This is a genomic window from Neobacillus sp. YX16 (assembly GCF_030123505.1).
Lineage (GTDB): Bacteria > Bacillota > Bacilli > Bacillales > Cytobacillaceae > Neobacillus.
This window is the reverse complement of record NZ_CP126115.1, coordinates 1,506,595-1,528,870: the sequence shown is the minus strand read 5'-3', so window position 1 is coordinate 1,528,870 and position 22,276 is coordinate 1,506,595. Positions and strand designations below refer to the sequence as shown.

20 protein-coding genes are annotated in these 22,276 nt (G+C 37.1%); 9 read left to right on the top strand and 11 right to left on the bottom strand.

Annotated elements, in window-relative coordinates:
- Positions 1–84: 84 nt before the first annotated feature.
- The 5 genes from yhaM to QNH48_RS07435 form a co-directional block, all read right to left on the bottom strand.
- Positions 85–1,029 carry a 3'-5' exoribonuclease YhaM gene (yhaM, locus tag QNH48_RS07455; RefSeq protein WP_283954395.1) on the bottom strand — a complete coding sequence of 315 codons (945 nt, stop codon included), beginning with the start codon at positions 1,027–1,029 and terminating at the stop codon, positions 85–87.
- 42 nt (positions 1,030–1,071) lie between these two features.
- Positions 1,072–4,080, bottom strand: coding sequence for an AAA family ATPase (locus QNH48_RS07450; protein WP_283954394.1), 3,009 nt, complete (start codon positions 4,078–4,080; stop codon positions 1,072–1,074).
- Positions 4,081–4,089: 9 nt separating this feature from the next.
- Positions 4,090–5,307 (bottom strand): metallophosphoesterase family protein, encoded by a 1,218-nt coding sequence (locus QNH48_RS07445; RefSeq protein WP_283954393.1) that lies wholly within the window; start codon positions 5,305–5,307, stop codon positions 4,090–4,092.
- A 268-nt stretch (positions 5,308–5,575) separates the two neighbouring features.
- Positions 5,576–6,829 carry an ABC transporter permease gene (locus tag QNH48_RS07440; protein WP_283954392.1) on the bottom strand — a complete coding sequence of 418 codons (1,254 nt, stop codon included), beginning with the start codon at positions 6,827–6,829 and terminating at the stop codon, positions 5,576–5,578.
- On the bottom strand, positions 6,822–7,721 hold the full coding sequence (locus QNH48_RS07435; protein WP_283954391.1) for an ABC transporter ATP-binding protein: 900 nt from the start codon (positions 7,719–7,721) through the stop codon (positions 6,822–6,824). Before QNH48_RS07435 ends, QNH48_RS07440 begins: the two co-directional genes overlap by 8 nt.
- 111 nt (positions 7,722–7,832) lie before the next feature.
- On the opposite strand from QNH48_RS07435, the gene QNH48_RS07430 reads away from it, so the two are divergent.
- Positions 7,833–8,018: a YhzD family protein gene (locus tag QNH48_RS07430; RefSeq protein ID WP_179158246.1), complete on the top strand. Its 186-nt coding sequence runs from the start codon at positions 7,833–7,835 to the stop codon at positions 8,016–8,018.
- Between the two features lie 45 nt (positions 8,019–8,063).
- On the opposite strand, the gene QNH48_RS07425 is transcribed toward QNH48_RS07430, so the two are convergent.
- From QNH48_RS07425 to QNH48_RS07405, 5 genes are all read right to left on the bottom strand, one after another.
- Positions 8,064–8,855, bottom strand: a complete 792-nt coding sequence (locus QNH48_RS07425) for an enoyl-CoA hydratase (RefSeq protein WP_283954390.1) — start codon at positions 8,853–8,855, stop codon at positions 8,064–8,066.
- A 162-nt stretch (positions 8,856–9,017) separates the two neighbouring features.
- Positions 9,018–10,634 (bottom strand): long-chain fatty acid--CoA ligase, encoded by a 1,617-nt coding sequence (locus tag QNH48_RS07420; RefSeq protein WP_283954389.1) that lies wholly within the window; start codon positions 10,632–10,634, stop codon positions 9,018–9,020.
- A 134-nt stretch (positions 10,635–10,768) separates the two neighbouring features.
- Complete coding sequence (locus tag QNH48_RS07415; protein WP_283954388.1) at positions 10,769–12,280, bottom strand: coproporphyrinogen III oxidase; 1,512 nt, start codon at positions 12,278–12,280, stop codon at positions 10,769–10,771.
- Between the two features lie 253 nt (positions 12,281–12,533).
- Entirely contained in the window at positions 12,534–13,403 is an 870-nt protein-coding gene (locus QNH48_RS07410) for a Cof-type HAD-IIB family hydrolase (protein ID WP_283954387.1), read from the bottom strand.
- 126 nt (positions 13,404–13,529) lie between these two features.
- The gene (locus tag QNH48_RS07405; RefSeq protein WP_095248519.1) at positions 13,530–13,877 is read right to left on the bottom strand and encodes a YlbF/YmcA family competence regulator; all 348 of its coding nucleotides are present in this window, start codon (positions 13,875–13,877) and stop codon (positions 13,530–13,532) included.
- A 176-nt stretch (positions 13,878–14,053) separates the two neighbouring features.
- Between QNH48_RS07405 and QNH48_RS07400 the strand changes: the two genes are divergently transcribed.
- The 8 genes from QNH48_RS07400 to QNH48_RS07365 all read left to right on the top strand — a co-directional run bounded on the left by QNH48_RS07400 (position 14,054) and on the right by QNH48_RS07365 (position 21,837).
- The gene (locus QNH48_RS07400; protein ID WP_283954386.1) at positions 14,054–15,415 is read left to right on the top strand and encodes a YheC/YheD family endospore coat-associated protein; all 1,362 of its coding nucleotides are present in this window, start codon (positions 14,054–14,056) and stop codon (positions 15,413–15,415) included.
- Entirely contained in the window at positions 15,416–16,522 is a 1,107-nt protein-coding gene (locus QNH48_RS07395; RefSeq protein ID WP_283954385.1) for a YheC/YheD family endospore coat-associated protein, read from the top strand. It begins immediately after the preceding gene.
- Complete coding sequence (locus QNH48_RS07390; RefSeq protein WP_283954384.1) at positions 16,500–17,867, top strand: YheC/YheD family endospore coat-associated protein; 1,368 nt, start codon at positions 16,500–16,502, stop codon at positions 17,865–17,867. The genes QNH48_RS07395 and QNH48_RS07390 overlap by 23 nt, the downstream gene beginning before the upstream one ends.
- The gene (locus QNH48_RS07385) at positions 17,861–18,922 is read left to right on the top strand and encodes a YheC/YheD family endospore coat-associated protein (protein ID WP_283954383.1); all 1,062 of its coding nucleotides are present in this window, start codon (positions 17,861–17,863) and stop codon (positions 18,920–18,922) included. The genes QNH48_RS07390 and QNH48_RS07385 overlap by 7 nt, the downstream gene beginning before the upstream one ends.
- Positions 18,923–19,001: 79 nt before the next feature.
- Positions 19,002–19,211 carry a YheE family protein gene (locus tag QNH48_RS07380; RefSeq protein WP_283954382.1) on the top strand — a complete coding sequence of 70 codons (210 nt, stop codon included), beginning with the start codon at positions 19,002–19,004 and terminating at the stop codon, positions 19,209–19,211.
- Between the two features lie 59 nt (positions 19,212–19,270).
- Positions 19,271–19,459, top strand: a complete 189-nt coding sequence (locus QNH48_RS07375) for a hypothetical protein (RefSeq protein WP_283955708.1) — start codon at positions 19,271–19,273, stop codon at positions 19,457–19,459.
- Between the two features lie 129 nt (positions 19,460–19,588).
- Positions 19,589–20,476, top strand: a complete 888-nt coding sequence (locus tag QNH48_RS07370) for a PucR family transcriptional regulator (protein WP_283954381.1) — start codon at positions 19,589–19,591, stop codon at positions 20,474–20,476.
- Positions 20,477–20,727: 251 nt separating this feature from the next.
- A complete protein-coding gene (locus QNH48_RS07365; RefSeq protein WP_283954380.1) occupies positions 20,728–21,837 on the top strand; it encodes an ABC transporter ATP-binding protein in 1,110 nt (369 codons plus the stop codon).
- Positions 21,838–21,878: 41 nt separating this feature from the next.
- Here the strand turns inward: QNH48_RS07365 and QNH48_RS07360 are convergent, their stop codons facing one another.
- On the bottom strand, positions 21,879–22,121 hold the full coding sequence (locus QNH48_RS07360) for a hypothetical protein (RefSeq protein WP_283954379.1): 243 nt from the start codon (positions 22,119–22,121) through the stop codon (positions 21,879–21,881).
- Positions 22,122–22,276 lie beyond the last annotated feature (155 nt).

The window sequence follows — 22,276 nt, the reverse complement described above, 5'->3', positions numbered from 1 at the left end:
GTGGTTGTCCACTTTTTATACAACATATTCGAGTAATAGATAAATATTCTATGAGCTTAAAAAAAATAACCCAATTGGGTTATTTTATTTATGAAAGATTGGCTTATAAAATGAGCGGTTTTCTAAGGCATATACTCTTTCAGTAAATTCTCCAGGTTTCACTCTTTCTAAAGCACGATCGAGCATGTTCATTTTTGCGTCAAGATTATCGATATAGTGAAGAATTTCAGCTTCTTTAATTAACGGCGGCTTCGGACTTCCCCACTCCGCTTTTCCATGGTGGCTTAAAACAAGGTGCTGAAGAATTAAAACTTCCTCACCAACTATTCCTAGCTCCTCAGCGGCTTTGCCGATTTCATTTACCATTATCGTAATGTGACCAAGTAAATTTCCTTCGACTGTATAAACAGTAGAAATGGGACCCGATAACTCCACGACCTTTCCCATATCATGCAAAATCACGCCTGCATAAAGTAAATCCTTATCGAGACTAGGATATAGTGTTGCAATGGATTTGGCCAAATCAAGCATACTTACAACATGATAGACTAGTCCTGATACAAACTCGTGATGATTCTTCGTAGCTGCTGGATATTCTAGAAAAGCCTGCTGGTGCTTTTTCAATAAATGACGGGTAATTCTTTGGATGTTTGGGTTTTTCATGTCAAAAATATATTGTGTCAGTTTACTTGTCATTTCCTCTTGGCTTAATGGAGCCGTAGCTAAAAAATCTTCCAACTTAACTGAATCACTAGGTCCTGTTCTTCGAATCTGGCGAATTTTCAGCTGGCTTTTACCGCGATAGTTATGAGTATCCCCGATAATTTTAACAATTTTTTGTGCAATGAAATTCTTTTCATCCTCTTCATTAGCGTCCCAAAGTTTTGCTTCTATCTCACCGCTTTGATCTTGAAGAATAAGGGTTAAGAATGGCTTTCCATTACTCGCTATCCCTTTTGTGGCGCTTTTGATAAGTAAATACAGATCAACCTGTACGCCAAAATCATAATTTAAAATTCCTTTATTCATCTTGCTCACTCCTTCCCATTAGTACAAGTATAACATTCTCCATTAAATTACTTCGACTGCTCCCTTATGAAGATACAGAACTTTTTCAGGTTGAAAGTATTGAAGTAAATGTGTATGACAAGTAAAGAATAGTATTTGATTATGTTCAAATTTTGTTAATAGCTCCATCACCTTTTTTGTACGGCTTGAGTCAAAATTCACAAAGCTATCATCGATGATGATTGGAAAGTGATACTTTTCATATAGTGTAGTGGCGAGCGCAAGTCTAATAGAAACATATACCTGCTCTGCAGTAGCTTGACTTAACTCATTTGCCTCAAATAAGGTATGATCACTTCTTTCAATCAGAAAGCCAGATCCGGACTGCTGCAGGTGGATACGCTCATATTGTTCCTCAGTAAGAAAAAATAAGTACTCCTCTGCTTTAGCCAGCATTCTAGGCAAATGGACGGTTTTATACTTTTCAACCGTTTTTGATAGGATGTTTTGAGCTAAAGAAAAAACTGACCATTCCTTTGCTGCTTCTTCTAACTCAAACTTTTGCTGTTTATAATGATGAAGGATTTCAGAGTAGGACCCGCCTTCTTCAAGAAGTTGAATCTGGTAGTTAACAGCTGCTTGCTTTTCTTGCAGTTCAATCAATCTAGTGGATAACGTTTCTTTCTCCTCATGATAATCGATTAATAGTCCTTCTACATTATGAATTTGTAAGAGTCTTTCTATCTCTTCTTCCTTTAGAAAGGAATATTGGACCTGTTTACCTATATCTGCAAGCCTATCGATCAGCTTACTCTTTTTTTCTACTTTTTTACCCATCTCATAGTATGCCTCTTCTTCCTCTACATCGGCTTCGTCAAGGAGCTTTTTCTTTTCCGAAATTAGATGGTTCTGCTCCTGCTTCATCTGATTAAGGTCTGCCTCAAGGTCATCAAGCTTTCCTTGCTTTTCTTGAATTTTTATTAATTTTCCATGCTCCTCCTTTAATTTATTCCGCAATAAAAAGGCAATTTTGGAAAAATCACTACCTTCCTCTGCTAGATATTGTCTTGAGTAAAATGTGAGTCTTTTCGTAATGTTTGCCTGTTCCTGATTAATATTTTCCAATCTTGCAAGCAAATGCTTCTTTTCTCTTCCTACTTGTTTATATTGTTCAATTAGCTGAAATGCTTCTAGGAAAAATGTTTGGGCAATATATTCAGGTATATGAAGTTCACTACTCAATTTCATTATTATTTCCTTATTTTCTGCTGCTTCGGTTTCCCATTCCTCAAATTTCCTAATTACTTTCTCATACTGTGTTTGCTGCTGTTCAAGCTTTATTTTTAACAGCTGATACTGCTCTTTCCGAAGATTATCTTGATCCAATTTTTCTTGAATGGCTGAGATATTACTATTTTTATATTCCTCTAATTTTTGTATTAACTTTTTTTCATTTTCTAACAACTGACTTAGAGCCTGATGGATCTTTGATTCATTTTTATGGGCAAGGTTTTTACTAAGAAAAACACCAATTAGTAAGCTTCCTAATACACCACCAACTAACAGTGTCCATTGCTTTGTAAACAAACCATAAAGTGATAGAACTAGTAGTATCGCACCAATTGTTAGAAATTGAATTTGTTTTTGCTTGTTTATCTTTGCAAATGTTTTTTTGTCCTGCTCATGAGTATGTTGATAATACTCTATTTTATCTTGGACTGCCTTTAGTTCGTATTCTAATTTGCTTTTTTCACCTTCCACATGTACTACCTTTTCAAGCTTTGCTCTTTCATAAGCTGGAATCATTTGTGTTTTGGCAATGTGAACTTTTCCTTCCAGCTCCTCAAGAGCACTTTTTTCTTCACGAAATTTCTCTTCAAGGTCCTGCTTTATTTCTAAAAGCTTTTGCTTCTTACCTGCTGTCTGCTCCACCTGATTTTTTATATAAATATTGGTGTTTATCGTTAGGACATCTTCTTCCCTTAGAGGTAAGTGTAGTTTTTCATTTATGTTGGAGATTTTCTCTTCTAAATCTGCTACTTTCAATTCGCACTGTTGTTTTTCTAGCGTCAACTGCTCATAGATGGGAATTTGGTCTAGCGAAGCAAGAAGCTGAGACTCATCAGCAAGCAATTGCTTTTCTGGTTGTATAGAGGCAACTTCTTTTTTTAATTGCGTGATTCTTTCCATTAAACTTGAAATCTGAGCATTATAAGGGTAGATTAGCTGATTTACTTTTTCTAGCCGTTCAACACCTCTAACAGGGAATGAACTTTCCCCTAATAACTTGATTTCAGAGGTGATCCATCTTTCCTCTTTGACAAGTGAATGGATCCTCTGCCACTCATTTAATTTTTCAACCTCGCCTTTTACTTCCTGCAGAGAATTATTTATCCTCTCTACTTCCTTTTGTATACTTTCTTTATCTGAAACTAGAGCTTCGTATTCTTGATTTTTAGCTGCGGCCTTTTTTAGTTCGCCACTAAGTTCGTGAAGGGCTTTTAGTTTTTCATTAACCACAGGCTTTTTTCCACTTGGTTTAAATCGGGCTTCTAATTCCTTTTCGAGTTCTGCCTCTGACTTCTGCAGCCGTTCTGTTCCAAGGGTACCAGTTGAAAATAGAAACTTGCCTAATTCCTCCCCTTTCATTTGGTGGATATTTTGCAGCCCATGTATATTGAATGAAAAAATGGCCTGGAATAACCCTTTATCCATATTTCCAAGTAATTGCTTAAGAAGAGTCTCATCGCCTGTCGTTCCGTCCGCAAGCGTTACCGTAACATCCCCAGAAGCTTTTCCTCTAACCCTCTCAATCGTGGCAATTCCAAGCTCATCAAATAAAATTCTTAGCTTCCCGCCATAATTTGATCCGTTTTTTGGCACATAGCGAAGTTCTGAAGATTGCTTCGTTGGGAACCCAAATAGTATTCCATGAATAAATGCCATAATCGTGGATTTTCCTGCTTCATTTTCACCATAAAACACTTGAAAATCAGATAGGTCTTTAATGACCGTATTATTTAATTGACCAAAGCCGTATATATGTATCTCCTGGATTTTCAGGCTAATCATCTCCCTTCTCTATTGATACAATAATCCGATCAATAGTTTCTCTGCTTTTTTTAATAATTCTTTCTGTTCACCTTCTGTTAAACTTTTTAAGTATTTTCTGCCCATTTGATGTTCGTATAATGGGGATAATGCAGCTTCAGGATTTTGAAAGTCATCAATAGTTGCAAACAACTCAGAAAAAAAATCTGCTTCTTTCATTAAATTTTTTCTATCTAGCTGCTGGTTATCCTCAAGGGATAAATTAACAATCCAAACAAATGATTCTTCATCATTTTCATAATCTACTAGTAATTCTAGAAGGTCAGTATCTAGAACTCTTTTCTCTTGGAAATCATCCAATTGAACATTTTTCAAGTTCATGGTAAGCAGAGTTCCAATACCGGCTTTACGATAACGTTCAATCGTAATTTGACATAATTGAAAGATTTCTTGAAAGCTTTGTGCCGAAGCAGCATGGACAGTAACTTCTTCCCAAACCACATCTGAAGTTGCAACAAATTCCTTTTTTGCCTCTAGTTCATTCAACGTAATACAATAACATCCTTTTACCCCGACTTCCTTCTTATTACGTCCTTGGAGGTTTCCTGGATAAATGATTGGCGGGGTTTCAGATAATATCGTCCGTTTATGGATATGTCCTAAAGCCCAATAATCAAATTCTTTCTCATGAAGGTCCTTGATAGTAAATGGGGCGTAATTATCGTGGTCAGTACCGCCGCCTTCATTTCCATGGAGTATTCCGATATGAAAATCCGCATGCTCTTGTTTTTGATAGTCATCTATTCTTTTATCAAGAATATGACGCTGTAAATAACTAAAGCCGTATAAATGGACTTTTTCTCCACGTTTTGTATGGAATATTTTCATTTCAACATCACTGCTAAAAAAATGTACGTTCGAGGGCATATCTAGGTGTACCCATGAGCCATTTAGATGATCATGGTTTCCATGAATAACATAAACAGGAATACCTTTTTGTGAGAGCTTTTTCATTTCATTCCGGAAACGTGATTGTGCACGTAAGCTTCTGTCTTCACCATCATATAAATCCCCTGCTAAAATAACAAAATCGACGTTGTTATCGATAGCTGCTGCTGTGAGCTTCCCTAAAGCTGTGAAGGTACTTTCTCTCACTCTTGAAAGGATGTTAGCAGGTAAATGCTTTAAGCCAACCATTGGGCTGTCCAAATGCAGGTCAGCAGCGTGTATAAATGATATCTGTTTCATAATCAAGCTCCTTTCAGTGAGTTTTTCTTTATTGTAACATCTCGAAAATGCGAATGCACGTTCTAACTGAAAAGCGGACGCGCCTTGTCCAGGGAAAAATGCAGTTCAATTTTTCCTAGGGGCGACAGGCATAAGACGAGCCGGCGAGAAGGTTGTTCTTTCACCTTCTTGACGGATTGGCTTATGACCCCGAGCCCCTAGGCGCTGTAGCTAGACTATTCTCAAATATTAAAAGGGCTTTGCCTTTTCTTGACAAAGCCCGCACATTTTATTCTTTTTTTGTTAATTGCAAAGCCTTTTTTATATCCTTGAATGAATTTGACTTTCCGTACATTAATACTCCACCGCGGTATACACGGGCACCAAATACGGCTAAGAAAATTATAGTCGAAAGCAGGATCGTAATCCCTAATGCTGTTTCCCAAACTGGAATATTCAGCATACCTACTCGTAAGAACATAATCATTGGGGTGAAGAAAGGTATATAGGATGTAATGACAATAAAAGGCGAATCCGGTTTACCGAGACCAAACATCGCAATCATAAATCCTGCGACAACGAGTAATGTCATTGGAGTAATCATTTGCTGCACATCTTCAATCCTGCTCACCAATGATCCTAGAAAGGCGGCAAGGGTTGCATAAAGGAAATACCCTAGTATAAAGAAGATTACCGCATACGCAATGGTTGATAACGAAATATTACCAAATCCAAATTCGTCAAAAAAACCACCTTCTAATGAAGACATATTCCGTTTAATCGAAAAATAACCTACTGATAAAAGTACTGCAAGCTGAGTTAAGCTTAACAGACCAATACCCAATATTTTTGCAAACATCTGCTGGATTGGTGATACACTGGAAATCAAGATTTCCATCACCCTTGAAGACTTCTCTGTGGCAACTTCCATGGCAATCATACTGGCATACATGATAACAGCAAAATAAATGACAAACAGCAGGACATAAACAAGTCCCCTAGCTTGATTCAATTCCTCTTCCGTTTTTGCATTTTCTTCAAGAGCAATTTTCTCAAAAGAAACTGGTTCATAAAGCTGTTGGAGCTGCTCCGGTGTTAGATTAATTTTCGAAGCCGCAAACATAGTTTTCATTTGCTGAAGTCCTGCCTGAAGATCAGTAAATAATGATGAATCCGCTACACTCATTGCTTTATATGTAGCTTCAGGCAATTCCTCTGCATTATAACGCAGCTGGACAAAACCTGCATATTCCCCTTCTTCCACTGCCTTTTCAGCCTCTTTTTCTGTGCCGTCGAACTCTGTCAGTTGAAGTTTTTTATTTAAAGCACGCATTTGTTCTTTAAGCGGTGCATATAGCTGACCTGTTTCATCTAAAACAGCAACCTTTTCTTTGCCTCCGTCTTTATCAAAAACCTTGATAATACTATTCATGTTGGTTAATGCTAGTGTGATGACTACGGTCAACAATGTTGTAATTAAAAATGACTTTGTTTTTAATTTATTTACATACGTATGAATTAAAATAATCCAAAATTTATTCATAGGAATCACCTACTTTCTCGATAAAAATATCATTTAAAGAAGGCTCTTCAAGGTCAAATTTTCTGATGAATCCTTTGTTTACGATATCTTTAAGTATTTTTTCTGCAATGTATTCTCCCTCGATTTGCAGATGGATTCCCTCTGTTGTCGATTTAGTCTTAAACACTCCTGGATAATCCTTCAGAGAATCCAAAGGAAAATCAGCATGAATAACAAGGTTCTTTTTACCAAAAGCTCGTTTTATTTCTTTTAAAGAACCATGTACAACCTGAGTTCCTTTATGCATAATACAAAGATGCTCACACATCTCCTCTACATGGTGCATTTGGTGGCTTGAAAAAACAATGGTCGTTCCCTGTTCCTTTAAAGAAAGGACAGCCTCTTTTAGCATTTCAACGTTTACAGGATCCAAACCGCTGAATGGCTCGTCGAGAATTAATAATTTTGGTTTATGTATGACCGCTGCAATGAATTGAATTTTCTGTTGGTTCCCTTTTGAAAGTTCTTCTACCTTCTTATTTTCATATTCTGGAACTTTAAATCTCTCCAGCCAATATTTCAATTCAGAAAGTGCTTTACTTTTAGCCATGCCTCTTAATCGCGCAAGGTAGACAATTTGTTCGCTGACCTTTAATTTAGGGTATAAACCTCTTTCTTCAGGCAGATAGCCAACTAAATGGCTGGTTGAATAATTGATAGGCTGCCCGTCCCAGGTAATCCTGCCATCACTAGAATCCAGCAGCCCTAAGATCATTCGAAATGTTGTCGTCTTCCCTGCACCATTTGCTCCTAAAAAGCCAAACATTTCTTTTTCAGGTATTACAATGGATAAATCCTTCACCGCGGTAAAATCACCAAATCGCTTTGTGACATGTTCAAGTTTTAAAACCATACGAATCCCCCTCAGAATTACTACGTATTTCCATATGAAAAGTTTCACCTTTACAATATATCAATAATTATGCGAATATTATAATATTATTGAAAATTAGGAGGATGTAAAATGAAAACTTACAAGTTAACTGCCTTTGAAGCAAATGGGGAAAAAATAGTAGATGAAGCGTTTCAAGCTGATCATGATGAAGCGGCAAAAGAATTAGCTGAAAAACTATTGGCAGAAAAGAATTTACTAGATAAAACACATCGCTGCACATCACCAAGTGGAAAGCTTTTGCTGTTCCATTCGTAGTTTATAGACAGAAAAAAGAAGCAAAGAATGCTTCTTTTTTTCTTGTTATTTTCCAATAAACTTAGGTGCTCTCTTTTCTATAAACGCCCTAATTCCTTCTTGGTGATCAAAAGTTCTACGCATATTTAATTGCCCTTGTTTTTCTAGTTCTAGTATCTTAAGTAATTGCGGCCGGTTACTATCTGCTAATATTTTTTTCGTTTTAATCATTGCCTGAACTGGACGACTCAGCCAATCAGTTAATCTTGCTTCTAACGTTTCTTCTAGATTTCCCTCGGCAACTTCCTGGATCAGCCCTAAATCTAAGGCTTCCTGTGCATTCATCATTTTTCCATCCCAGATAACTTGCTTAGCTTTTATTTCGCCTAATCTCTTTTCTAAAAAGAAGTGGGAACCGCCATCTGGTATTAACCCGATTCCAATAAAATTCATTGCCAGTTTGCTTCTATTGTCAGCTATGATATGGTCAGTAGCCAATGCTAGACTGAACCCAAGCCCTGCTGCAGCACCATTTACAGCGCTAATGGTTAATTTAGGAATACTGTATAAAGTAATGATCAATTCGCTAATACAGTCCATCACTGGAAAGAATTCGCTTTCGTTCAATTCAGACAGCATCGTTTTAATATCTCCGCCTGCGGAGAAGGCTCTGCCACTCCCTGTCAAAACGACAACATCAATATCATCTGAGTCCGAGATTTCTTTAAGTTTGCTCGCAAGTCCCCTTATCATTTCCACATCAAGTGCATTTAATGCCTCCGGTCTATTCATTTCCACCGTTGCGACCCGGCCGTTAACCCTCACCTTTACCTTATCTGTTACAAAATTAATACTCACCCCAAACCCCTCCCATTTACTTTATTCATTTCTATTATAGCTTGAATTGGTACGATAAAAAATAAATTTTCATAATATATGGAATTTTCACTACCTCTATTTACTAAAACTATTTGTTACGGCAAAAAGGGCAAAGAGCAGCCTCTTTGTCCTTTTACAAACTTACTTCCTAAGTACTTCCTTTTGTACCTGCTCTCTTAGAGTCATCTTTAGAAACTTCCCTACAGAGGTCTTCGGAATTTCCTCTAAGAACAAGATTTCATCCGGTAACCACCACTTAGCAAACTGTGGTGTTAAAAATTCAATTAACTCTTCTTTCATCACCTTATCTTTAAATGCATCTTTTAAAACCACACAAGCAACAGGTCTTTCCTGCCATTGTTCGTGCGGGACAGCAACAACTGCCGCTTCAAACACCGATTCATGGGCCATTAAAGCATTTTCCAAATCAACGGAAGAAATCCATTCACCGCCGCTCTTTATTAAATCCTTTGTCCGATCGACAATTTTCACAAACCCTTCCTCATCGATCGTAACCACATCTCCAGTGTGCAGCCAGCCGTCACGGAAGGCATCTAGTGTTCTCTCATCCTTATAATACTCAGAGGCAATCCAGGGCCCCTTGATGCATAATTCTCCCATTTCCTGACCATCCCAAGCTACTTCTCCATCCTTGCCAACAACTTTTATGCTTAAGCCCGGAACAAGAACTCCTTGTTTCGCTCTTATTTCTAGTCTTTCCTCATAATCTAAATTCTCTTGATAGCTTTTTAGGGTGGAAATAACCACCAACGGACTTGTTTCAGTCATTCCATATGCATGTAAGAAAGGCACTTTGTGGCGTTGTTCAAATGCCTTAATCATTCCTTTTGGAGCTGCTGAACCGCCGCAAAGTACTCCTCTTAAACTACTAAGGTCGTAAGAGCCCTCATCAAGTTCTTTTAACAACCCTAGCCAAATGGTTGGAACACCTGCCGTGATGGTAACTTTTTCACTTTCAATTAGTTCTGCAAGTAGTTTCGGAGTAAAATATGGTCCTGGCAGGACTAAGGATGTCCCAAACCATACAGCAGCAAATGGCATTCCCCAAGCATTGGCATGGAACATTGGCACTACTGGCAATGCAATGTCTTTTTCACTGATAGCCGCACTATCGGCAAGCCCTAATGCCATACTATGAAGAAATATCCCTCTATGCGAGTATACGACTCCTTTTGGATTTCCTGTGGTTGCAGAAGTATAACACATACCTGCTGGATCATTTTCTTCGATATCTTCAGGATAGTTAAAATTGGGATTAGCTTCTGCTAACAGATCTTCATAATGGTAAATTGGAGAAAGGGTGGTTTCAGGAAGTTCCTTGTCGTCTGTCATAATCACATAAGCCTTCACGCTTTTTAGCTCTGATGCACATTTTTCAAGTAATGGAATGATGTCTGGGTCTACTAAGAGGACACTATCTTCTGCATGATTAATAATGTAGGAAATATGATGTGGAGAAAGACGAATGTTAATCGTATGAAGAACGGCTCCGATACACGGTATCGCAAAATAGGCCTCTAGATGGCGATGATGGTTCCATGCAAGCGTTCCTACTCTATCGCCTTTTTCTACTCCAAGTTTTTTAAGACTATCTCCTAGTCTTCTAGTTCTTTCACCGATTTGTTTGTACGTAAAACGATGTATACCACTTGCTGTTCTCGAAACTACCTGCTTCTTTGGAAAATACTTTTCTGCTCTTTCAATCATCTGTGTCATTGTTAATGGCGTTTGCATCATTACTAAATCCCCTCCATAACCGAAAGCGTTTTCAATTCATAGTATTCTATGACTGTTTTCCTATAAAATATTCTCCATAATTATGACTTTTCCTCTATTAAGAACAAGATTTCCATAAAAAAATCTCCTGCCTATTAAGCAAGAGATCCTTTTTCAGAGAATATTTCATCTAATATTTTTATTTTTTCTTCTGTGTAAGCTTCAAAGCTTTCATTATATGTTTTTGGATCCTTCGGATTAGCGAACTGGGTGATCTTTCCTGTCTGCAGGTCAATAAATTTACTCGCTGCTCCGCATCCAAGCCCAATTATGGTCTGCTGCTCTTCCATAATCATGATATTATAAATGCTTTCTTGATTTGGAAATGCATAACCGACATTTTCAAGATTACCCAGAATGTTTTTTTGACGGTAGAGATAATAGGGAACATAGCCGTGACTGTCTGTCCACTCAGTTGCTAGATTCATCATTTGTTCTACTTCTTCCCGACCTGCCACTTTGTATTTATCCTTGTTTTTCGTCATTTCTGAGGCACGCTTAAAGGATAATGTATGAACAGTTAAGGATTCCGGCATTAACTTTTCCGTTTCAGCAAGGGAATGTGTAAATTCAGGTATCCCTTCCCCTGGAAGACCAATAATGAGGTCCATGTTTATATTATTCATGCCCATTTCTCTTGCTAAATGATATTTATCGATTGTTTCAGTAACCGTGTGATGGCGCCCAATTGCTTTTAAAGTTTCCTGTGTATAGGATTGAGGATTAATACTAATCCGGTCGATTTTCCATTTCTTTAATACCTCTAACTTTTCAGGAGTAATCGTATCGGGACGACCGGCTTCGACTGTGATCTCACGTATCTTTTCAACCTCTGGGAATGAATCATACATTTCCTCGTAAAGCATATCCATTTCTTCAGCTGTAATACTAGTTGGGGTTCCACCTCCATAGTAAACGGTGGTAATCCTTACACCCTTTTCCTTCAGCCATTCCCCAATTTTCTTTATTTCATAATGCAGCCCGCCTAAGAACGAATCAACTGATCCTTGTCGACCATTTATTGCATATGCCGGGAATGTGCAGTAGGCACATTTTGTCGGACAAAAAGGAATACCAATATAAATGCTAACTTCCTTTTGAAGTGAATAGAGATCCGGAACAATGGCTAGTTGTCTGTCGACGATTTGCTGCATGAGATTTATCTTTTCGTCTGAAATAAGGTAATCATCTTTTAATTGCTGGTGAGCAATTTCTAGAGGAATTCCCTCTTGAACTTTACGGTGTAATAGCTTTGTGGGTCTGATTCCGGTTAAGATTCCCCACTTTTGGGTAATTCCTGTCCAATTCTGTAAAAGGACTAAATAAACATGAGCAACTGCATTTTTTATCTGCTTAAATTTTTCCTTTTCTGAATGTGACTGAAGGAATTCTTTTTCGTAGCTTTCCGTAATAGAATTTCCTGCTTGATCTATCATATCAGCAGATACCTTAATAGAGTCGTTTTCAGCTAAAGTAAAAATTATTATTAAATCAGCAGCTTCATCTTTAACTTTCAAAATCTCTGTTTCTTCAAAAAATAAATTTCCGATTAGCTGCAGCATCCGATTAAATCGTTCATCTTCTAAACCAATAATACTAATTCGCATAAAAATCACCTTTTTTATAGAAAAGCGGAAGCGCCTTGTCCAGGGGCGACAGGCATAAGACGAGCCGGCGAGAAGGTTGTTCTTTAACCTTCTTGACGGATTGGCTTATGACCCAGAGCCCCTAGGCGCTGCAGCTAGACATTATTGAAAAACTCCTTTAAGTTTACATAATCAATAATATAAGGTCAATATAATGGAAATCATTCACAACTGTAAAAAGACATCACCGTGCGTTCCGATGATGTCTGCTAAATTAATTTTTAATAATATTCATTTTCCTTAAAAACTCAATTGGCTGCTGCTTTCTAAAGTGTTCTTTAACCATATATGCAACTCCGTGCTCATTTTTTGATCTGGTTACCCAGTTAGCTGCTCTTTTCACCTCAAATTCGGCGTTCCACATAGCCACGCCTAATCCAGCAGCCTCAATGGCTGGAATATCATCTAATCCTTCTCCAATGACAACCATTTCTTTTAACTGAATCCCAAGATGACTCCCAAGGAAGGCAAGACCACTTAACTTTGAAACACCCGCAGGGACAATATCTAATCGCAAGGTGTCAAGTTGTATCGTCTCAATTTCTGTAAACATCTTTTCGATTGCCTTTTTTGCATCCTGAAGATCACTTTCCTCTTCAAAATAAACCTCTATTTTCGGTGGAGTAACCGGTTGATCATGTAAGTATTCACTAAGAGATGAAACAAATTGCTGTGAATAAAATACTGGATCTCCTGATGTAAACACAGTTTTAGCTAACAAATTATTGTTTAACTTCAACCTATTTGCTAACGAATATTGTTCATGTACCAGCCTAATTTGACAAGGCATCCCCTCTAGGAAACGGACTGTATCATAGGTGATATTTTCGTGTATTCTTTGGACAAGATTTTGTTTATCTTGAATGTTTGCAATATAGGCACCTTGATGAGTGATTAGCGGGTTCTTTATTTTTAATGCCCTTGCCACCTTCTTGGCTGAGGGAAAACTCCTAGATGTCATTAGCGTTACATAAATTCCCTTTTGCTGAACATACTCAATGGCTTCCTTTGTTGACTTATGGATTTTTCCATTGCTCTGTAAGAGAGTTCCATCAATATTTAATGCAAGCAAACGATAAATCATTATGCTGCCCCCTGTTCTTGGTGAAGTTACCCTTATAACACTTTTATGATTTTTCACCCAAAGATAGAACAAGGGCTGATTAGAAAAGAAAAAACTTCCGAAATAATCGGAAGCTTTTTCACCCTATTATAAATTTCCGTAAAGTTCCTCAAGCGGCTTCATAATAACTTGGTTTAACTCACCAATAATCATGCTCATCCGCTGTTCAGCCTGCATAAGTCGAGATATTTTTTCATTTTGCTGGACAAGAGCTACCGTTGATTGAGCGTGCTGGACCTCTTGTTCTGATATTTCCTGCCCCATCATTTGTTTTTGTTGTAAATTCATTTGAATTTGGCGGAAGTTATCAAACATATTTTTTGCTGTTGGATCAGCATTTACTTCATTATACATTTGCTGTAAGTGTTTGTATTCATCACTTTGACGAATCGCTTTTTCTAAAGCATAAGCTGCATCGTATAAATTAACGGACATTGATTCCACTCCTCTTAAGAAAATAATCCTAATAACTATAACAAACTATGTTTGTAAATGCGAGGATGTTCAACTAGGCTGCAATTATGTATCACCATCTATTGGGCGGTAACATACGATACTATATCAAAGAATGCCTATTTAAAAACATATTCGCCGTTAAATGAGGAGTGACTATGCCCTTAATCACAATTGTTCCTATGAAATCAGTTAACAGGACAGAGCATTTTGTTCAGATGTCCTCAAAACTTTTTATACAGTTACAGCTTGAAACAAATGAAATCAAGATTTCTATAGGAAAGAAAATGGTGAAAGTAAAAATAAGAACGGTTGAGATGTCTCCTAACGAGATTCATTTCCCTGAAAATCTATTTCAACTTTTTTGTTTACCGATTCAACTTTACAAATTTCAATCCATTTATAAAGAAGAAATCCATTCACTGTATTTGGGTCCAGTCATTGGACTGGTAACGGACTTTAAGAATAATGGAAATGAAGAACCCTATTTCCGTTCAATCCATAGCTTTTGTGAAGAACTTCATCATGGTTTAACGGAGAATGGCGGTTTCTTATATGTATTTTCATATCCAGAATTTTCGGTTCAGGGTTATTATTTCGATGATGGGAAATGGAAGTCTGCAGTACTCCCTCTTCCTGATGTCATTTATAATCGTATTCATTCTCGAAAAATTGAATTTGGAAAGGAATATCATTTATTTCGTCAAAGGCTTACGGAGTTAAGCATTCCTATTTTTAATGATCGCTTTCTTTCAAAATGGGAGGTTCATGAGCACATAATCCATGAAAATCATCTTCATTCCTATATACCTGAGACTAATCTGTTCACTAAGGAACACTTAGCTGCATTTGCAAATAAGTATGAGACTGTTTTTATTAAACCTGTACATGGAAGTCAAGGGAGAAACATATTCAAACTAAAAAAAGAGAATACCCATTTGATATTGGACTCCTCAGTTAAATTGCACCCAGCAAATAAGCAAATCCTATTATCCTTTGAAGAGATATATCAGCATATTAAACCATTATTGAACAACAGAATCTACATTATTCAGCAGGGAATCCCCCTTCTTACCTATCAAAATAGAGGGATGGACTTTAGAGTATTGTGTCATAAGAATCAACAAAACACCTGGAAGGCTACCTCGCTGGTTGCCCGAATATCAGCAGAGGATGAGTTTGTTTCCAATCTTGCCAGAGGCGGAGAAATATTGACTCCCATAAATGCATTAAAAGATAGCATGAGTATAAATGATGCAAAGGTGTTAATCACAGAAATGAAAGAATTAGCCATTGAAACAGCAATAATTATTGAAAGGAAGTCGTCTGGAATTACTGGAGAACTTGGAATCGATATTGGTATTGACCAAGAAGGCAACCCCTGGCTAATTGAAGTCAATTCAAAGCCATCGAAAAACTTTGAAGATGGTCAAATGAAAATAAGACCATCTGCCAAAGCAATTATTCAGTTTTGCACCATGCTAGCTTTGGATACAACCTCAGAAATGGAGGATTTATAGATGAGTACTACCTTTGGAATTATGACCTTAAATTTAGAAAGTGAAGCAGCCTATATAAACGAAATTGCTGCCCGCGGTCATTCCTGCGGCATGGAATGTTACCATTTTCTTCCTTCTGCTATTAATCCTCGTACCACACTGGTTTTAGGGAGAAGATTTGATACAGTAAAACAATGTTGGGTAGAAGATGAATTTCCCATCCCTTCTATCATCTATGACCGTTGTTTTTACGGTGATGACGAACATTCAAAGCAATGTATCCCTATTGTGTCCTGGTTAAAAAGCAAAGAGGATATTACTTTTTTAGGATTTGGGCTTCCTAATAAATTAGAATTATATGATACCTTACGCAATTCTCGATTATTTCCTTATTTGCCTCACTCACAGCCTATTAAAGATTGCTCGCAAGTAGGAAACGCCTTACAAAAACAGAGAAAAATCATTATTAAACCAATAAATGGTTCTCAAGGTTATGGTATCTATTATTTAAAGAAAAACGATAAAACCATCCATGTCAAAACCGAAAAAAACAAGAAAATTATCTCGAGGATTTTTCCTAATGAGAAAAAGTTATTTCAATGGCTCCAACCCTTAATAAACTTCCGGCCATACCTTCTTCAGCCCTATCTTGAATTATCTAATGCTGCTTCACAGCCATTTGATATTAGAATTTTACTTCAAAAAGATGAACAAGGGTTCTGGGTTGAACGCGGAAAGGCTATTCGCCAAGGAAATACTGGAGGGATTATTTCAAATTTAAGTGCTGGAGGCTCAGCTGTTGACTTTCGTGACTGGTCTTCTACCCTCCCTTTAGCCAGCAAAGATTATATTTTATCAGAATTAAATTTTATAACTCAAAACCTTCCACATGTACTCGAAAGTGAAATTCTTCCGTTATTTGAAATTGGTATTGATATTGGAATGGCAAAGGATGGCGCCCTTTGGATTCTCGATGTAAATTCAAAGCCTGGAAGAAAGGTAGTCTTACAAACACAGCCAGATTTAAAAGAAACCTTATTCCTATCCCCTCTTCTTTATGGGAAACACCTATCACAGTCAGATCATAAAGAAAGGAAGAGCTACTATGAGAAAACGTTATACCATTGAGATTGCTGAAAACAGCCATTTAGTTGTTTACTGTCCTCAAGAGCTCTTAAAAGATAATGTAATAAATAAAATTGCCTTTGGGTGTAAAGCAATTGATGCTGACTTCAGACCTCACCCAAAAGAAAATAATGGAATTGTGATAAGCAAAGAGATTCAAAAACTCTTACTTTTTCCTGATTTTGCAATAAAATTGCATGTATTTATCGAACAGCAAGTTCTCAATATTGGACCACTCGTTGGAATATTTACAGCAGGCTTCACCCCATTCCCTCACCGGCCGATTGGAAATAGAACTAACTTTTTCTCCAAACTGTTATCGGTGAAAGCCAATGTTGGAGCGATACCATTTGTTTTTGGAGAACGGCATATTAACTGGGAAATGGGGACAATTAGTGGTTATTTTTATCATGAAAACGATTGGCAAAGTATGGAGGTGCCCTTTCCTCATGTTATATATGATCGGATTCCAAACCGGAAAAGTGAAAGAAATCCCAAATTAGTAAAGGTAAAGGAAACCTTGCAAAAGGACTATCTGATTCCTTGGTATAACCCAGGTTTTTTTAGTAAGTTAGATATATATGAAAGATTACAGCAGGACAAATCAGTGGCTGCCTATCTTCCAGAAACCCATCCATTTACTTCCTTTTCAGTGATTGAAGACATGCTTTCTAAATATGGTCATATCTATCTAAAACCAATAAATGGAAGTCTTGGTTTAGGTGTCCATCAAATCCTCTATGATAAAATCCAGGATGAATATTATTGCCGCTATCAAGATCATGAAGGTTCGAACCGCCTGCGAAAGTTTTCTTCCTTAGAAGGCTTGTTTCAAACTGTTTTCACGAATTGTAGTTTAGATAAAATGCTTGTTCAGCAAGGAATTCACCTCCTCAGACAAGAGCAGCGCCCCATTGATTTTCGCATACACAGTAATAAAGACGATGCTGGTGTATGGCATGTTACAGCATTGGCTGCAAAATTAGCTGGCCTAGGCAGCGTAACTACCCATGCCCGGAGCGGAGGAGAAATCAAAACACTGTCAGAACTTTTTAAACAGGAAGAATGTCAACTTTATACAGAAAAGCTTGTTCATGCTGCCCTTTTGTTAAGTAACAGCCTCTCTAACAACATGGAAGGCATTATTGGCGAAGTTGGATTTGATTTAGGTATTGATAAACATGGTGATGTTTGGTTATTTGAAGCAAATTCCAAACCAGGCAGATCCATTTTCAGCCACCCAGAACTAAAGGAATTCGATAAACTCACGTGCAAGCTATCACTGGCTTTTGCAGTTTTTTTAACGGAACAAACCATTTTGCATCCTGAGGATGATATCAAATGGTAGCAATGATTCCATGGAGTAAAAAACTGAAGCCTGTCATTGGAATTTTGACTGCAAAGAAAAAGGATGGAACAATTGGTGGGAATGGCTCCCTATTTATTGAACTGCAAAAGAAGCTTATTTCACTTAATGGAATAAGCTTTATCTTTACACTTGACGGGGTTCATGATGATTCAATAGATGGGTTCACATTTATCCCAGAGAAGAATGAATGGGAAAAGATTAATTCCCCCTACCCGGACCTTGTATATAACCGCATACCCTTTCGAAAGTCAGAAGAAGAAATAAAAAATAGTACGTTTTTTTCTGACTTAAAGGATAAAAAAATACCTTTTTTTAATCCAGGCTTTATTGATAAATATGAACTATATCAGCTCTTTAATGACCACCCCATTCTTCATTCTTATCTGCCTTCTACCATCCCGGCCATTGAAAAACAAAAACTAAGGTCCTTCCTAGCTCAATTTCAATCTATTTATTTAAAACCTGCACAATCTGCAAGGGGAAATGGGATTTTTAGATTAGAACTAGATACAGAGAAAAAGCTCATTTTAAATGGAATAAGTAAGAGCAATGAATACATTACTTTTGATCATTTTTGGAGCGATTGGGAAAACATACTTAGGGAAAAAAACTACTTGGCACAAGAGGAAATAAAGACTAAAACGTATGATGGTAAACGGTTCGATTTACGCATTCTCGCTCATGCTGTAAATGACAACTATATTGTTACAGGAGTAGGAATAAGACAATCCCAAAAGCAGGATATAACCACTCATATTCCTTCAGGTGGAAAGCTTTTACCCTATGATCTATTCCAAACGAAGGAGCAAGACTTTTTTATTGAAAATGTTGTTGAACAAATCGGGATGGCACTCTCACAGAAGTTTGGCTTTTTTGGGGAGTTTTCCATAGATGTCGGCATTAGTGAAACTGGACACTATTATATTTACGAAGTCAACTCAAAACCAATGAGTTTTGATGAGAAAGAAATAGAAGTTAAGAAAATTGAATATCTCTGTCAGTTGTTCCTGCAGCTTACTGTTCATAACAACTAACTGAAAAATTTACTGGAATGTATTCATTAATTCCCTTAAGCTAGAGGTAACTACTAGTATTTAGAGGGAGATGTTAATAATGTTGACACATTTTCAATATAAGCCTTTATTTGAGAATAAGAATATTCCTGGATGGAATTTTTCCTTTTACTATAAAAAACAAAGATATTCAGGTATTTATCATCAAACGGGAAAAATTGAATGGACAGCCAATACTCCCGAACGAGATGACATTGACGCACTAACCAGCCAAATCCACGAGTTAATGCTCTTCCATGTTTATGAATAATGAATGAGTGAATGAAATACTACCCTTTCCGTAAACTAAAGAAAAAACTAGGAAAGGAAATGATTGCTGTGGAAGAAGGAAAAAAAGACTTGCAGTATGAAGGAAAAGACAAAGCTTACCTAGATATTGACAGAATAATTAACGAAGGATTGTCGGGAGGTTCCGTCCATTCTCGCCATGATACTACCAATATTGAAGAAGCCCGTAATCTTACCGAAGAAGAACCGCCTTTACAATCAACCGAATAATTTAAAAAGGCTAGCTCGTAGAAATGATCACGAGTTAGCCTTTTTTTATGATTGCCAAAATAATGCTATAATTAGTGTATTATTCTTAAAATTATCATATTGGAGAAGTTGATCTTGTTAAAAAAAATCATGTCCTTATACGAAAATTCAATACTGTCTTCTGTGCAGCCAACCTACACATCTGACCAATATTACATATTTTATGACAAAACTGAAAAGAACTGGCTTTCAATCCCGAAGTCAAATTTAACAGAAAATGAGCTAAACCTTCTAAAAGTTCTATATGAACAAGTGAAAATGTTTTCCGTGCCGCCGAGCTCACTTTCTAGAAAATGGCATGATTTTTTGCTATTAAATGGATCAATTCCTGCTCTAAGTAGTGAAAGTAATTTTCGTTTCATCCAGTTCCAAATAAAAGGTCATGGGGTAGACCCTACAGAAATTGAGTCCGCCATTAAAGGTTTTTTTTCTGATGAAGTACAAATTATTTGGGAAGATGACCATTATGGGATAGTTATTGAAGAAAGAAGACAATTTTCCCTCACCGAAAGTGAGTTAACTTCCATAGCTGATACATTAGAAAGTGACTTTTATGTAAAAGTTTCCTTTTATATTGGCAAACTCTACTCTGCTTCAAGTCAATTGCGAAACCATTTTCATCAAGAAAAGGAGTATTTTGAATTTGCTAAGAAAAATCTAACAAGCACAAATATTATTACCTTTGAAAAGATATTTCCAGCTTTTGTTGCATTTAATCTGCCTGATGACATTAAAGATAAAGTTAATTCGGAACTTTCTTCGGTTTTTTTAGAGGATCCTGAGTTATATACAACCATAAAAGTGTTCTTAGAGAATAATTTAAATGCCAGCTTAACAGCTAAAAAATTATTTATTCATCGCAATACACTTCAATACCGAATTGATAAATTTATAGATAAGACCGGAGTACAATTAAAAGACTTTTATGGAGCTTTTACCGTCTTTTTAGCCTGTCTGCTTTTTGAACAAAACAAATAGAAAAGCGGAAGCGCCTTGAACAGGGAAAAAAGAAGTTCATTTTTTCCTCGGGGCGACAGGCATAAGACGAGCCGTCGAGAAGGTTGTTCTTTAACCTTCTTGACGGATTGGCTTATGACCACGAGCACCTAGGCGCTGCAGCTAGACACAATGCACAAAATTCATTTTAGGAACTTTGTGCATTGTGTCCATATTGTTTGTAAACCTTTTCATGTAAACTGAGATTAATCAAAACAGGGAGGGTTTACACAATGGCTGAATTAAAATTAGATCATATTTATAAAATTTACGATAATAAAGTTACAGCGGTTACAGACTTTAATCTACATATTCAAGATAAGGAGTTTATCGTATTTGTCGGTCCTTCCGGCTGCGGTAAATCAACAACGTTACGTATGGTTGCTGGTCTTGAAGAAATTTCAAAAGGTGACTTTTATATTGACGGAAAAAGAGTGAATGATGTAGCTCCTAAAGATCGTGATATCGCAATGGTATTCCAAAACTATGCACTATATCCGCATATGACGGTTTATGATAATATGGCTTTCGGTTTAAAACTTCGTAAGTTTCCGAAGGATGAAATTGATCGTCGTGTAAATGAAGCTGCAAAAATCCTAGGATTAGAAGCTTACTTAAAGAGAAAGCCAAAAGCATTATCAGGTGGTCAACGTCAGCGTGTTGCATTAGGACGTGCGATTGTCCGTGATGCAAAGGTATTCTTAATGGACGAACCTCTTTCAAACCTTGATGCAAAACTTCGTGTAGCCATGCGTGCTGAAATCGCGAAGCTTCACCGTCGTTTAAACACAACTACTATTTATGTAACACATGACCAAACAGAAGCAATGACAATGGCTTCAAGACTTGTAGTTATGAAGGATGGTCTTATTCAACAAGTGGGAACACCAAAAGAAGTATATGAAAAGCCTGAAAACGTATTTGTTGGCGGCTTTATCGGTTCTCCTGCAATGAACTTCTTCAATGGTAAACTTGAAGATGGCAAGTTTGTAGCTGGCAAAACTTCTATCGCAGTTCCTGAAGGTAAAATGAAAGTACTTCGTGAGCAAGGATATGTAGGAAAAGAAATTATCCTTGGTGTTCGTCCAGAAGATATCCATGATGAGCCAGTATTTATCGAAGCATCTGCTGGTACAAAAGTTACTACTACTGTGGATGTTGCTGAGTTAACTGGTGCGGAATTAATGGTGTACTCTAGTATTGATGGACAGGACTTCGTTGCCCGTCTTGATTCAAGAGCTGACATTCACCCAGGCGATTCATTAGAATTAGCATTTGATTTAAATAAGGGTCATTTCTTTGACGTAGAAACTGAGTCCCGCATCCGCGTGGCTAACGAGTAGAATAAATGAAAAAGGTCCCGTAATTGCGGGACCTTTTTCATTTATTCTTTAATAAAAATTACTTCATCCTTTTGACAGGATAGACACTGATATAAGTGCGGGCATTTTCCCCCTGAGTTCGTGTCCGGATAACCGTCTTCCATCTTCATTAGATCAATTTCCATATATGGACTGTAATCATCATAGAAGTCCATTAACCTGCCGCTATCTAACATTTGTTCCCCGCAATGTGTGCATAATAGCGTTACTTCACGTAAACCGTTGCATATTGGGCATATCGCCATTCCCATTCACCCTCTAAGTTATTGTATATGATTAGTTTGCGTTACTATTACGGCACTATGTAACGGAATAAATTACCAGTAAAATTCATCGAATAAGTTGTCCATTTTTAATCATAATAATATTACAAAGCAAGCAACAACCCAGCTACACAAAA